This window comes from Paraburkholderia sediminicola (assembly GCF_046026895.1).
Taxonomy (GTDB): domain Bacteria; phylum Pseudomonadota; class Gammaproteobacteria; order Burkholderiales; family Burkholderiaceae; genus Paraburkholderia; species Paraburkholderia sediminicola_C.
Genome location: NZ_JAQQEU010000125.1, coordinates 1 through 12,965, shown reverse-complemented (window position 1 = coordinate 12,965; position 12,965 = coordinate 1). Strand labels below are relative to the sequence as shown.

Sequence of the window (12,965 nt, the reverse complement as noted above, 5' to 3'; positions counted from 1 at the left end):
CTATAACTGCGGCGCAGGTCATGGCGCGGACAGCATAATCCAGAGAATCAACACGGGGCACTACGACGAAATGTTCGACTTGTTTGCGCCTATCGTGTAGGCCAAAATCCCGGCCTGCCGTCAAGACGTTATTCGGAAGCGCGCCTTTTCGCGTCGGGAGTCTACGATGCCTCTCACTAGCCAATCAATCCTTTTCTGTTTCCTGTTCGCGGGACTCTGCAACGCAGTTTCTGCGGACGCCGATTCAAGCTGCTTGCAGCATCTCGGCGGCGGCTATGAAGACACTATCTGCTACGGAAATTTGAGTACTAGTCTTACCAAGGACAATAAGCGGATTTATGCAAAAGTACACGCGGAGATACCCACGGGCAATCCTCACGCAAAACTGCTAGAAGCGTACATGGCGGCCCAAGATAACGCGCTGAAGTTTTGTGAATTGCCGCGTGACGCTGGAGCGGGCTGGGAGCAAAGTCCGGAGGGCTCCATGTATCCGGCGCTTTACGCCGAGTGTGTGTACGACGTGCGTAAATCGCAGAATGCGTTTCTGACTGATCTGCTCAAAATGTCCGAGTGGTAATCGAAGAAGACCGCGCGACGCCACCGACTGCTAATGCATAGGTGTCCAGGAAAGCCGCGGCGTTCCACGGTGCCACCGTACTGTTCGGGTGGCGATTCATCAGCCGGCTTAGCGCCGCCGGCGCACGTTCGCCAAGGCCAAGCCCGCGCCGTCGGACGCCGCGCGGCCTTAGTTCGCCAGCATTTCCACGACGGTGACCACCACCGTGAAAATGCCGATACATCCGCCCAATGTGACCGCGCCTTGCATGAATGGCGACATAGGTGACCCCGTAACGTGTGGTTGGTGTCACCTATTTAACCGGAAATGAAAGGAAAAAGAAAGGTTGCCAAATAAATCGTAAGCATCAGGGCGCTTTTGCCGCCGTCGCCGTTGCCGCGGTCGGCACGACCTTCGCTGCGGTCGGTACGGCCTTGACGGGCGCCGCTGCATGAGGCGCGGCGGCCCCAACCGTTCCAGGCGCGCTGTGCGCATCGGTTTCCCAACCGCCGCCTAGCGCGAGGAACAGGTTGACCTGATCGATCGCCACCTGGCCTTCCGCTGCCGCCACTTGAGACTTCGTCGACGTCAGCGTGCGAGTCGCATCCAGATCGGAGATGAACGACTCGCGCCCGGCTCGATACAGCCGATGCGTTTCATCCGCCGACTCGGTCGCCGACTTCAGTGCGGCGCGCAATGAGTCCGCGCGCGCGAAATCCGATGCATAAGTCGCGAGATTGGTTTCGGTCTCGCGCAGCGCGGTCAGCACCACGCCGTCGAACTTGGCGAGCGCCACCTGGCTGGACGCCTGCGCTTCGCGCACGCGGCCGCGCGCGCCGTTTGCCGGGAAGGTCCAACTGATCAGCGGACCGAAGCCCCAACGCTGGGTGGCCGGCGTGCCGAGGTCTTCGAGAATCCCAGTCAGGCCCGCCGATGCCCCGATGCTCACCGTCGGATACAGCGCGCCGGTGGCGACGCCGATGCGCGCGGTCGACGCCGCCAACTGACGCTCGGCCTCACGCACGTCCGGGCGGCGCTTGAGCAACGCGGCGCCGTCGCCGACCGGAATCGGCTGGCGGATTTGCGGCAGCCGGTCGCATGCCAGCACAGCCGGCGGCAAGTCGGACGGCGCACGAGCGAGCAGCGCCGCGAGCCGGTACTGCGCGATCTTGCGGCGCGCCGTGTAGCGCGGAATATCCGCCGACAACGTATCCACCTGGGTCTGCCCGCGCGTCACGTCGGTCTGATTGCCCCGGCCCGCGTCGCGTAGACGGCGTGACACGTCCACCCGCTGCTTCTGCAACGCGAGTGATTGCTGCGCGATCCTCAGTTCTTCGGCGGCCGAACATTGCTCGACATACGAGCGCACCACGTCCGCCACCACGGTGATCCGGGCGAGATCGCCGGCGGCTTCGACGGACTCGGTGTCCGCTTGCGCCGCTTCGACGCCGCGCCGCAGCTTGCCGAACAGATCGATTTCATACGCGATGCTGATGCCGATGTCGCCTTCATTGACGACCGGTATTTTTTCCGTGAGCAGAAACTGCTCGGCCGATTCCTGCGCGCGCTCGACCGTCGCCGAGGCTTTGCCGGAGAAGCCGCCTTGCGCCTGGGCGACGCCCAGCGCTTCACGCGAGCGCGCGAGATTCGCCGCCGCGACGCGCAAGTCGGAGTTCGATTGCAGCGCCTCGTCGACGAGACCGTTGAGCACCGGATCGTCGTACAGCTTCCACCACACGGCGGGCACGTTGCCGGTCGAGGTCAGCGCGGGGTCGGCGCCTTCGATCGGCGCGTTGGCGAGCGGTGCGTTGACGAGCGCCTGCTGCGGCAGCGAGTAGTTGGGGCCGACATTCATGCAGCCGTCGAGCGCGACGGCAAGCGGCAACAAGGGCAACAGCGGCAGGAAGGGCAGGGTCCGCGACAGCTTCATTGCGAGGCACCCGACGAAACCGCGACCGACGCCGGCTGTGCAGCCGACGCATTGGGCGCCGCGGACACCGCCGAAGCCGAAGCCGAAGCCGAAGCCGAAGCCGAAGCCGAAGCCGAAGCCGAAGCCGAAGCCGAAGCCGGCGCCGAAGCGGACGGAGAAGCCGAAGCCGCCGACGCGGCAACAGCGCCCGACGCCCCCGCCGCCTGACGCCTTCTCACCGGCGACAGATCACGCACCGACACCGTCGCGGTGCGTCCGGCGATCATGCGGAAGTCGGCGGGCACTTCGTCGAGCGCGACGCGCACCGGTATGCGCTGCGCGAGCCGCACCCAGCTGAACGCCGGATTCACGTTCGGCAGCAGGTTCGAGCCTTGCGTGCGGTCGCGGTCCTCAATGCCGGCGACGATGCTTTGCACGTGGCCGCGCAGCGGGGTCGCCTCGCCCATCACCGTGATGTCGACCGGCTGGCCGATGTCGATCCCGCCCAGCTTGGTTTCCTCGAAATAGCCGTCGACGCGGAACGAATGCATGTCCACCACCGCGAGCACCGGCCGCCCCGCCGTGACGAATTCGCCGGCGCGCGGCGCACGATCGTTCAGGTAGCCGTCGACCGGGCTGACGATCGTCGCGCGTTGCAGGTTCAGCCTCGCGGTGTCGATCGCCACGTTCGCATCGGCAAGCGCGGCTTCGCCCGCCTCGACGCGCGAGCGGCTTTCTTCCGCGACTTCGGCGGCGACCAGGTTGCCGAGCTTGCGGTTGCGCGCGTCTTCGCGGCGCGCCTGATCGAGCGTCGCGCGGCGTTGCAGCGCGGTCGCCTGCGCCTGGCGCAGCGCGAGCGTGTAGCGGGCCTGATCGATCACGAACAGCACCTGGCCTTGCTTGACCTGCTGGTTGTCCACCACCTCGACCGACGACACCAGCCCCGAGATATCCGGCGCGACCTGGATCACGTCGGCGCGCACGTGTCCGTCTCGGGTCCACGGCGCGAACATGTAATAGGCGACTAGCTTCCACAGCACGAACGCTGCAATTACGACGACGATCAGGGTCAGCAGGATTTGACCGACGGAGAACCAGGTTTTTTTCACGTTATTAGCTTGTGCGAAACGACAACGACAAGGCCCAGCACCAGCACATAGATGCCGAGATCGAAGATGGAGCGATGCCAGACGAGGCGGTAGAAGCCCACGCGTGCGAGCACCGTGCGGATGACCAGATTGATCAGATACGCGACCAGCATCAGCACGAGCACGGACGGCACGAACACGCCGAAGATGTCTATTTCACCGATCATCGCGGGAAGTCAGAAAGAGGTGGCACGGGGCGCGGGACGGGCTCATCAGGCGGCGGCCTCCGGTTCGGGCGGCGTCGGTGTCATCAGCGTCGCCGGAAACAGCGAAAGACGCAAGCCGACCAGCGCGTGCAGCGCGTCGCGCAATTGGCGCGCCGAGGTTTGCGAAGTCGGGCTGGGTGCGCTGGCGTTGGCGAGCCCGAGCGCGGTCACGCGCGCGACGGCGGCGTCGATCGACGTCATCAGGCTCTCCGGCACCGGCTCGCGCTTGCGGTGGTCGACGCACTCCTCGTAGTAAGCGCGCACTCCGTCGAGAACGAGGTTGATCGCGGCCGGCGCGTCGCCGCCGAGCTTGTGGATCAGGCGCCGCAGGTCGAGCGCATTGAACGCGATGCGCAGATCGCGGAAGCTTTCGATCGACGGATGACGGTAATCGTCGGTGGCGGCCAGGCGCGGGATCAGCTGCATCAGACGGTCGAGCATGCGCGCGGCGAGGTTGCGCTGGTCCTCGATCGGCCGTGCGGTCGTGGCGGTCAGCGCGACATCGGCCCAGCTCGAACGCAGCAGGCGCGACGCCGCGAGTTCGGCGCCGAACGGGCGTGTCACGCGGGTCCACAGGTAGGCGTAGAGCAGACCGGTGAGGCCCGCGAGATTGCTGTTCAGGAACGTGAGGAAGTTGGCGTCGTACGCGTCCTGGATGCTGATGAAGGTGGCCGTGTTCACCGCGACCAGCACCGTCGCCATGTTGAACTGCGGACGGGGGATCAGCGTGCCGACCAGGATGAACGGCACCGCGAACAGGATGACCAGCATTGGGAAGTCGTGCACGTGCGGCAGCACCGCGAACAGATAGACGCCCGCCGCCACCACGCTGACGCCGGTCGCGAGGAAGAAGCGGAACACCATGGGCGCGGGTTCGTCGAGCGCGGCGAAGAAGCAGCAGGCCACTGCCGCCAGCGTCACCGCGCTGGCGCCGTCGTTCCAGCCCGAGCTGATCCACAGGCTGCACGCGAGAACGACCGCCGCGGCCGCCGAGGTGGTCGAGAACAGCATGATGCCGCGATCATAGAAGCGCTCGGTGCCGCCCAGGCGCCAGTGGCGAAAGCGCGGCCGCCACGCGCCTTCTTCGCGCGTGATGATGATCCGCAGCGAGCGGCAGTCCTGCCAAACGTCGATGACCTGCTTCATCCGCCACAGCGTGTTCGACAGTAGCGCGCCGTCCCAGTGGGCGAGCGCGGCGGGCGGCGGGCGCATGGCCGCGATGCGCTCGCGCAGCGCGTTGGCGGTTGCGTCGGGGTGATAGCCCTCGCTCACGGCGGGCATCGGCTCCTCGAACCACTTGATGACGTCGGCGAGCAGCGCTTCGAGACCCTCGGGCCAGCTCTGGCGGCCGCTGTTGTACAGCGCGATCAGCGGATCGGCGAGCGACGAGATGATCGGCAGCAGCAGTTGCATGCGTCCGCGCAGTTCGTGCGCGCGCCCCACGAGGTCTGGCCGCGTGTGATCGTAGGCGAGCTGGCTCAGCAGCAATTCCAGACCGTTGATGGTAGCCGCGAGCCGCTGCCGCGCGCTCGAGATCGCCGCGCCGGCAATCCGTCCGGACAGCGTTTCCGTCGCATAGAACGCGGCGTCGCGAAACCACGCGTCGGTGCGCTCGATGATGGTGGGCGCGAGCCGGCTCGGAAACAGCGCCCCGCCGACGATGCTCGCGCAGACGATGCCGACCAGGATTTCCTCGGTGCGGCTGACCGCCAGATCGAACACGCCGGCCGGATTGGTCACCGAGGGCAGCGCGATGATCGGCATCGTATAGGCGGCCAGCATGAACACGTAGCTGCGCGCGGTGCGGTCGGACACGGCGAGGTACAGCAGCGTGCCGGTCCATGCCGCGACGATCACGCTGAACAGATACGGCGACTCGACGAACGGCGGCACCAGCAGCACCGCGCCCGCCGCGCCGAGCGCGGTGCCCAGCGCCCGGTACAGCGCCTTCGAGCGGGTCGCGCCGACGAACGGATTCGACACGATGTAGACGGTGGCCATCGCCCAGTACGGCCGCGGCAGTTCGAACGCGAGACCGATGTACAGGGCGAGCATCGCGGCGGCAAAGGTCTTGACCGAGAACAGCCAGTCGCGCAGGGTGGGATAGACCATAAAGCGTTATGCCGGATCGCCGGTGTGATGCGGCGCCGCTGCGTTTGCTTCGCCTTTGTTGGAGCTGGGCGCCTTGGCGGCTTTGCGGGTCTTGCCGGCGGCCGGCGCGGGCTTGGCCGGCACGGCCCCGGCGGGTTCGGCGCCGCCTTGCTCGGCGCGTCCGGCGGCGTCCGTCGTGAAGGCGTTCAACACCCGCAAGGCCGCTTCGAGATCGCTGCGCGATATGCCTTTGAGCGCTTGCGCCCGCAGCGTGACCAGTTCTTCTTCCATTTTCGCGGTGACGGCGCGGCCTTCGTCGGTGAGCGCCACGGTTTTCGCGCGACGGTCTTCGGGATCTTCTTCGCGGCGCATCAGGCCCGCGGCGCACAGTTGATCGAGCAGCCGCACGAGCGATGGCCCCTCGATGCCGATGTGATCGGCCAGCGTGACCTGGCGCACCGCCGAGCCGAGCCGGCTGGCGGTCAGGAGCGGGGTGGCGCACGCCTCGGAGACGTTGAAGGCCGCCAGCACACCGTGGCTCGTGCGGCGCCACTTTCTAGCAGCGACAACCAGGGTGCTGCTGACGGTGCGGCGCAGGGCATCGAGATTTGGCATGGCCGGTATTGTATTTCCAAAATATTCGTTAGCAAACTATTGAATTGGAAATTGTTGCCGGGCTGGGACAGTCTGTGGGAGGAAGGTGACAACGGTTCTGCGGTCGGCGGGGTTGGGTTTGGGCTTGGACTTGGGTGGCGGCGCGCGGCTGGTCAATGGCCTCGCTGTCCGGCCGGCCATGATGAGTCCAGCGTTGCGAGTCTGAAAGGCTGCGCGCGTCAAGCCGCCAGCCCCAGCCGCACGGTGCGCGCCAGATCGTCGAGCTGAAACGGTTTGCGCAGGATCGTGCAGCGCTTCACCGCCAAACCGGAGATGTCGACGTCCGCGTAACCGGTCGCGAGAATCACCGGCAAGTCCTCGCGCAGCTTGCGCGCCTCGGCAATCACGTCGATTCCGTTCATGCCCGGCATCGCGAAGTCGACCACCAGCAGGTCGGGCTTGTCGTCCTGCAAGCGGTTCAGGCCGGCTTGTCCGTCGGCCGCTTCGGTCACGGTATAGCCCAGCATGCGCAGCGACTCGACCAGCATTGCCCGCACCTCGCCATCGTCCTCGACCACCAGCACGCGTTTTTCGCCGACCGCGTTCGCTTCGGCGTTGGATGCCGCCTCGGTCTGCGGGACCGCGCGTTCGCGCAACGGCAGCCACACCTCCACGGTGGTGCCCGCGCCTTCTTCGCTGAAGAGCCTCGCCGTACCTCCCGCCTGGGTCGCGATGCCGTAGACCTGGCTCAGCCCGAGTCCGGTGCCCTTGCCGATCGGCTTGGTGGTGAAGAACGGGTCGAACACGCGCGATACGACCTCGGGCGGCACGCCCGAACCGGTATCGGCAACTTCGATCACCACGTAACGCCCGTCCTTGAGTAACTGATCGGGCGCCGCGCGCTCTTTCACGCGAATGCCGAGCTGGCCGCCGGCCGGCATCGCGTCGCGCGCGTTGATCGCGAGATTGAGGATGGCCAGTTCGAGCTGGTTGGCGTCCGCATGCGTCCACATCTCGCTGCGGTCGAACTCGTTGGTGTAGCGGATGCTCGAGCCGAGCGACACCGTGATGATGTCGCGCATGCCTTGCAGCAACGCGATCACGTCGACCGCTTTCAGGTCGAGGTTGCTGTTGCGCGAGAAGGTCAGCAACTGGCCGGTCAGTTTCGCGCCGCGTTCGGTTGCGCGCTTGACGGTGGCGGCCATGCCGCGAATGCGTTCGTCGCCGCTGACCCGCGCGATCAGCTCGGCGTTGACCATGATCACGTTCAGCAGGTTGTTGAAGTCGTGCGCGATGCCGCCGGTGAGCTGTCCGAGCGCTTCCATCTTCTGCGATTGCACCAGCACTGCCTGCACCTTGGCGCGCTCGTGAATCTCCATCATCAGGCGGTTATTCGCGGACGCGAGCTCCTGCGTGCGTGCGGCAATGCGGCTTTCCAGCGAATCGTTCAATTGCACGAGGGCTGCCTGGGCCTCGATCCGGTCCGCCAGATGGCGGCGCGATTCGTATTGCCGTGCGCGCGCCCGCAGCGACGACGCCACCGCGCGGCGCAGCGTTTCCGAGTTCAGCGGACGTTCGAGCACGACCACGTTGCCGAGCCGTTCGAGCACTTCGAGACTGCGCGCGGAGCGCTGCCCGACACGCGACGCGGCGAGCAGGATGAACGGAAAATCGGACCAGGCGGGCTGCTTTTCGAGCCACGCGAACAGACGCGACGCATGCTCGCCCGCGAGCGCTTCCTCGGCGATCAGCGCGGCGCCCGCGCCGGCGTCGAGCGCGGCGGTGAGCGCATCGGCGTCGCGAAACGCCACGCATACGCGCTCGTCCTTATGCAGGACTTCGGCAATCACATCGGCGTCGCGGCCGAACGGCGCGAGAATCAGGACGCGTTGCTCCATGACCTTACTGCCCGGGCGTGGCGATGGTGCGGTCGGTCGCGCCGAGCAGGGCAGTGCTGCCGCGATAGGACGGCAGGCCGGACAGCACGCCCTCGAAGTCGCGCAGCGCTTCGCCCACTTCGACGCCGCCGCTGCCGAGCCGAAACTGGCGGATCGAGCGCTCGTGGGCATTCGCGCGACTCTTCACGGCGGTCACCGCGGTCAGCACTTCGCCGTGATGTTCGAAGTAGCGGAACAGCACGACGACGTCGCTGAGATAGCTGATGTCGATATCGTTCTGCACCTCGCCGATGATGCCGTGCTGGCCCAGCACCAGCATCGTGATGATGCCTTGCTGGTTCAGATAGCCGAGCAGCTCGTGCATTTGCAGCAGCAGGTAGCGTTCGCCGGGCATCGCCTGGAGGTAGGCGTTCAGGCTGTCGATCGCGACATAGCGCACACCCTTCTTCTCGACCGAGTTGCGCACGTCGCTCGCGAATTCGCCGGGCGAGATTTCCGCCGGGTCGATCTGGCGCAGCGTCAGCAGACCGCTTGCGACGTGCGGCGCGAGATGAATGCCGAGCGTGGCGCAGCGGATCATCAGCGTGGTGAGCGTTTCATCGAACACGTAGTACACGCAGCGCTCGCCGCGCAAGAGCGCCGCGAGCAGACACGAGACCACGGTGGTGGTCTTGCCGACGCCGGACGGGCCGATCATCAGCGCATTGGTGCCGGGGATCAGGCCGCCGCCGAGCAGTGCGTTCAGACCCGGCGTACCGGTGCTGACCACTTCCGTGTCGAATTGCGCGTGATGCTCGGCGGCGACGAGGCGGGGATACACGTGGATGCCGCCCGTGTCGAGCGTGAAGTCGTGATAGCCCTCGCGGAACTTGATGCCGCGCATCTTCGTGACGCGCGCGCGGCGGCGGTTGCCGCCGTAGTCGTGCGTGAGGTTGTCGAGGCTGATCACGCCGTGAGCGATGCTGTGCAGTTGCACGTCGCCGGGCTCGGACGAGTTGTCGTCGAGCAGCAACACCGTGCATTCGCGGGTCGCGAAATAGCGTTTGAGCGCGAGAATCTGCCGCCGGTAGCGCAACGGGTTCTGCGACAGCAGGCGCAACTCGGAGAGACTGTCGAGCACGATGCGCGCAGGCTTGAGTTCGTCGACCTGTTTGATCACGTCGCGCACGGTCTCGCCCAGTTCGACTTCGGCGGGGTGCAGCACGGACTGCTCGTATTGCGGGTCGAGGCCTTCGTCGGAGAGCAGTTCGAGGATCGCGAAGCGGCTCACGTCCCAGCCGTGGCTTTCGCCGACCGCGAGCAATTCGTCGCGGGTTTCGGACAGCGTGATGTACAGGCCGACCGCCCCTTCCTCAACGCCCTTGAGTAGAAATTGCAAGGCCAGGGTGGTTTTACCTGTACCCGGTGCGCCTTCCACCAGGTACATGCGACGAGGCGTGAGGCCGCCGCCCAGGATGTCGTCGATTCCTTCGATTCCGGAAGACAGGCGCTTCGGCGCGTCTGCGGCAGGTGTGTTTGGCATGGTGTAGCGTTGCGCATCGAATTGAGTGGCGGCCGATTGCTCAGCCGGTACGGCGCAAATGCAATTTATGTGCCATTGGTTGTTTGAGTGTGCGGGTTCACGCGGGGCCGACATGCGTGGCAGCGCTGAGGAGGTGATGCAGTGCTTTGGGCCGCGGAACGGGGCGGGTTGTCGGCGAGCGACCGGGCAATCCCTTGGCACGGAGCGTGCGGCCACGGCAACGCCACGCTGGCTGCGCGGGCCGCGCTGGTTGGTGCCAATGCCACCCGTTGGCTTCTTGCGAAGGGACCACGCCCGGAATGAACAAAACCCGACTACTGGCCACCGCACTTGCCGTTGCAACGCTCGGCGCGCTACTGCCGTGCAGCGCCGCCTATGCCGACGATGCGGCCAGCCCGTGCGCATCGCTCAAACGGATCGTGGCGGCAGCGCCGGACGGCCTCGCCTCGGTGGCCCCGGACGACGGCAAAGGCGTCGCGCAACCGTATGGCGACGACGCGCAATGTTCCGCGAGCCATCGCAGCTTCCAATGCATGTGGACGCCACATGGCGATGCCGGCTCGACTGCGGACGCGCTGCAAGCGGTGGCGGCGGACATCGCGTCGTGCTTGCCGGACGCGACGCACGATCAGAACTCGCCGGGCCGCCAGCATTTTTATCTAGGCGCAAAGGGCCGGCGCACCGAGATCACACTGACGCCCGCCGGGCCGAACAGGTTGCGGCTGGTGGTGTCGGGTCAGTGAAGCGGGAGGCGGCCACGGTGCGCATCAGATAGATGCAGGTGACGCCGGCCACCATGTCCAGCCGCGTCGTGAATGACGCAATTCGATCATCGACAGCGGGCCGATCTCGATACGCCGAAACACCGCAGGCGATACCCCGAGCGCATGCACGACCGCTGCCCGCAGCAGCGTCGCGTGCGTGATGGCGACGAAGTGGAGTGCGCGGTTCGGGTTCGAGGAGCTGCTCGCCGCGCCCTGGAGCGCGGCGAACCGTGCGTCGAGCCATGTCCCCATGCGCTTTACTAATTGACTGAACGACTCGCCGCCGTGCGGCGCCGCGTCCGGATCGCGCGTCCATGCGGCTAGCGCCTCTGGCGCCTCGACGGCGAGATCGGCGAGGCGCCGGCCTTGCCAGCTGCCGTAGTTCGTATCCGCCAGAGTATCGTCGATCGTCGCGGCGAGGCCGAGCGCCAAGGCGGTTTCGCGCGCGCAAGCGGCCGGGCTGACGAAGACCGCCGCGTCGTCGGGAAGCGCGATGCGCGTGCGCGCTGCCTCGGCTTCCGCGCGGCCGCGGGCATCGAGCGGATCGTCGGCGGGAAAGCGGCCGGCGCGCTGCGCGGCCGTCGATGCGTGGCTGACCAGTAAGAGTCGCGCGTCCATTCTGTTTGTTCCCATTGATGCCGCGTCGGTGCCTATCGCGTGGACGCGCCGCCTTTGCGTGGTTTCGCGTTCACGAAGGCCGAAGTTTAGCGCGTAGAATAGCGGGACTGCGAAGCACGGAAGCCGGTGAGAGCCCGGCGCGGTCGCGCCACTGTAATCGGCAACTCGAGCCGAAAGCCAGACCTGAGCTTCGCACCATTCCTCTGCAATCTGCTTTCGGGGCGCGCTACCCCAGGAGATGTCCATCATGACTGAAGCTGTCTTCGATCACGCTTCCCAACCCGTTGCTCAACCCACGCCGATTCCGCTGCGCGAATTGCTGCCTTGGGTCGTGTTCGGCGGTTTGTTGCTGTTGCTCGCGCTTTACTTCGTTGGGGCGGAACAGGGTGCCACGTCGCTGGTGCCCGGCATGTACGTGCATGAGTTCGTGCACGACGGCCGCCATCTGCTCGGCTTTCCCTGCCACTAACGGAGTCGAACATGGTTGGTAAATTGTTGGTACGCGGGATGCTCGCAGGCATCGCCGCGGGATTGCTCACGTTCGGCTTCGCCAGATTGGTAGGCGAGCCGCAGGTCGCTCAGGCGATCTCATTGGAAGAGAAGGCCGACGCCGCTAAAGGCGATGCTCCCGAGCCCGAACTGGTCAGCCGTGAGACGCAAGCGGGCCTGGGATTGTTGACCGGCGTGGTGACTTACGGCGCGGCGTTCGGCGGCTTGTTCTCGCTGGTGTTCGCGTACGCGTATGGACGGGCGGGCGCGCTGAGTGTGCGCGCGCTGTCCGCGTGGCTCGCGCTCGGCGCATTCATCGCGCTGGTGATCGTGCCGAACATCAAGTATCCGGCGAACCCGCCTTCGGTCGGCGATCCTGAAACGATCGGCACGCGTACCGGGCTGTTCTTTCTGATGATCGCGATCTCGCTGGCCGCGATGGTGTTTTCGCTGAAGGTGCGGCGCCGCGCCGTGATGAGGCTCGGTGCATGGAACGGCTCGATCGTCGCCGGGGTGGTGTTCGTCGCGATTATCGCGGCGGTGCAGTTGTCGATGCCGGCCATCAACGAAGTTCCGGCGGCTTTTCCGGCGGTATTGCTGTGGAAGTTCCGCGTCACGGCGATCGGCATGCAGGTGATCATGTGGGCGACGATCGGGCTGCTGTTCGGCGCGCTGGTCGAGCGGAGTGCTTTCTTGCATTCGAATGGGCGCGGGGTGGTGAAGTCGGCTTGAGGTTTTTGTCTGGAGTTGGCTTGGCCGCGCTACCGCGGTGGCGGTAGTGCGGCGCGTGCAGAGCCCGACATCGTATTCGCATCAAGGACTTGGATGTGTTGTGGAAGGGTTGTCCACAGGCTTGTGCCCAAAAATTGGGGATAACATTAGCGGGACGCGAAGTCGGAATGCGTGCGAGCTCTGAATTAGAACGCATCGCGGTCGAATGAATGCGCCCGGTTTGTCGAACGCTCGGCGCGAGCGCATATACCCCTGTGTTTTCCAGAAACCGTAGCCAATCGTCAAGGGTGGCGGACGAAAATGCGATGTCTTACCTAGAATGCAATTATATCGGATACCTAACTAGTTCGATGCCGTCGCTGCGATGCTCAATTTTTGATCTTCTCGACTTTCTGAAAATAATTGCGCGAAGGGGGTTGACGGAGTGCAGGCTGCATC

At 65.5% G+C, this 12,965-nt stretch carries 12 protein-coding genes and 1 riboswitch; of the genes, 4 read left to right on the top strand and 8 right to left on the bottom strand.

The annotated features are described in order from the left end of the window. The first annotated feature begins 166 nt into the window (after positions 1-166). Complete coding sequence (locus tag PQR02_RS38050) at positions 167-577, top strand: hypothetical protein (RefSeq protein WP_408242989.1); 411 nt, start codon at positions 167-169, stop codon at positions 575-577. A gap of 346 nt (positions 578-923) precedes the next feature. Here the strand turns inward: PQR02_RS38050 and PQR02_RS38045 are convergent, their stop codons facing one another. From PQR02_RS38045 to PQR02_RS38015, 7 genes are all read right to left on the bottom strand, one after another. Next, positions 924-2,486 carry an efflux transporter outer membrane subunit gene (locus PQR02_RS38045; protein ID WP_408242988.1) on the bottom strand — a complete coding sequence of 521 codons (1,563 nt, stop codon included), beginning with the start codon at positions 2,484-2,486 and terminating at the stop codon, positions 924-926. Further along, positions 2,483-3,574 carry an efflux RND transporter periplasmic adaptor subunit gene (locus PQR02_RS38040; RefSeq protein WP_408242987.1) on the bottom strand — a complete coding sequence of 364 codons (1,092 nt, stop codon included), beginning with the start codon at positions 3,572-3,574 and terminating at the stop codon, positions 2,483-2,485. Before PQR02_RS38040 ends, PQR02_RS38045 begins: the two co-directional genes overlap by 4 nt. Next, on the bottom strand, positions 3,571-3,780 hold the full coding sequence (locus tag PQR02_RS38035; protein WP_408242986.1) for a DUF1656 domain-containing protein: 210 nt from the start codon (positions 3,778-3,780) through the stop codon (positions 3,571-3,573). The genes PQR02_RS38040 and PQR02_RS38035 overlap by 4 nt, the downstream gene beginning before the upstream one ends. 45 nt (positions 3,781-3,825) lie before the next feature. Further along, positions 3,826-5,931 carry an FUSC family protein gene (locus tag PQR02_RS38030; RefSeq protein ID WP_408242985.1) on the bottom strand — a complete coding sequence of 702 codons (2,106 nt, stop codon included), beginning with the start codon at positions 5,929-5,931 and terminating at the stop codon, positions 3,826-3,828. Between the two features lie 6 nt (positions 5,932-5,937). Next, complete coding sequence (locus tag PQR02_RS38025; protein ID WP_408242984.1) at positions 5,938-6,525, bottom strand: MarR family winged helix-turn-helix transcriptional regulator; 588 nt, start codon at positions 6,523-6,525, stop codon at positions 5,938-5,940. 218 nt (positions 6,526-6,743) lie between these two features. Beyond that, entirely contained in the window at positions 6,744-8,402 is a 1,659-nt protein-coding gene (locus tag PQR02_RS38020; RefSeq protein ID WP_408242983.1) for an ATP-binding protein, read from the bottom strand. A gap of 4 nt (positions 8,403-8,406) precedes the next feature. Further along, positions 8,407-9,924: an ATPase domain-containing protein gene (locus PQR02_RS38015; protein ID WP_408242982.1), complete on the bottom strand. Its 1,518-nt coding sequence runs from the start codon at positions 9,922-9,924 to the stop codon at positions 8,407-8,409. 299 nt (positions 9,925-10,223) lie between these two features. Between PQR02_RS38015 and PQR02_RS38010 the strand changes: the two genes are divergently transcribed. Next, positions 10,224-10,667, top strand: a complete 444-nt coding sequence (locus tag PQR02_RS38010) for a hypothetical protein (protein ID WP_408242981.1) — start codon at positions 10,224-10,226, stop codon at positions 10,665-10,667. 24 nt (positions 10,668-10,691) lie between these two features. On the opposite strand, the gene PQR02_RS38005 is transcribed toward PQR02_RS38010, so the two are convergent. After that, complete coding sequence (locus PQR02_RS38005; RefSeq protein ID WP_408242980.1) at positions 10,692-11,306, bottom strand: histidine phosphatase family protein; 615 nt, start codon at positions 11,304-11,306, stop codon at positions 10,692-10,694. A 108-nt stretch (positions 11,307-11,414) separates the two neighbouring features. After that, a riboswitch (adenosylcobalamin (AdoCbl) riboswitch) is annotated at positions 11,415-11,501 on the top strand. Between the two features lie 52 nt (positions 11,502-11,553). Between PQR02_RS38005 and PQR02_RS38000 the strand changes: the two genes are divergently transcribed. Both PQR02_RS38000 and PQR02_RS37995 read left to right on the top strand, forming a co-directional pair. After that, complete coding sequence (locus tag PQR02_RS38000) at positions 11,554-11,775, top strand: CbtB domain-containing protein (protein ID WP_408242979.1); 222 nt, start codon at positions 11,554-11,556, stop codon at positions 11,773-11,775. Positions 11,776-11,786: 11 nt separating this feature from the next. After that, positions 11,787-12,527 (top strand): CbtA family protein, encoded by a 741-nt coding sequence (locus tag PQR02_RS37995; protein WP_408242978.1) that lies wholly within the window; start codon positions 11,787-11,789, stop codon positions 12,525-12,527. The last annotated feature ends 438 nt before the right edge of the window (positions 12,528-12,965 follow it).

Bases quoted from the DNA above. Each gene is read 5' to 3' on its own strand.
- PQR02_RS38050 (WP_408242989.1), top strand. From the start codon at position 167: ATGCCTCTCACTAGCCAATCAATCCTTTTCTGTTTCCTGTTCGCGGGA.
- PQR02_RS38045 (WP_408242988.1), bottom strand. From the start codon at position 2,486: ATGAAGCTGTCGCGGACCCTGCCCTTCCTGCCGCTGTTGCCCTTGTTG.
- PQR02_RS38035 (WP_408242986.1), bottom strand. From the start codon at position 3,780: ATGATCGGTGAAATAGACATCTTCGGCGTGTTCGTGCCGTCCGTGCTC.
- PQR02_RS38030 (WP_408242985.1), bottom strand. From the start codon at position 5,931: ATGGTCTATCCCACCCTGCGCGACTGGCTGTTCTCGGTCAAGACCTTT.
- PQR02_RS38025 (WP_408242984.1), bottom strand. From the start codon at position 6,525: ATGCCAAATCTCGATGCCCTGCGCCGCACCGTCAGCAGCACCCTGGTT.
- PQR02_RS38020 (WP_408242983.1), bottom strand. From the start codon at position 8,402: ATGGAGCAACGCGTCCTGATTCTCGCGCCGTTCGGCCGCGACGCCGAT.
- PQR02_RS38015 (WP_408242982.1), bottom strand. From the start codon at position 9,924: ATGCCAAACACACCTGCCGCAGACGCGCCGAAGCGCCTGTCTTCCGGA.
- PQR02_RS38010 (WP_408242981.1), top strand. From the start codon at position 10,224: ATGAACAAAACCCGACTACTGGCCACCGCACTTGCCGTTGCAACGCTC.
- PQR02_RS38005 (WP_408242980.1), bottom strand. From the start codon at position 11,306: ATGGACGCGCGACTCTTACTGGTCAGCCACGCATCGACGGCCGCGCAG.
- PQR02_RS38000 (WP_408242979.1), top strand. From the start codon at position 11,554: ATGACTGAAGCTGTCTTCGATCACGCTTCCCAACCCGTTGCTCAACCC.
- PQR02_RS37995 (WP_408242978.1), top strand. From the start codon at position 11,787: ATGGTTGGTAAATTGTTGGTACGCGGGATGCTCGCAGGCATCGCCGCG.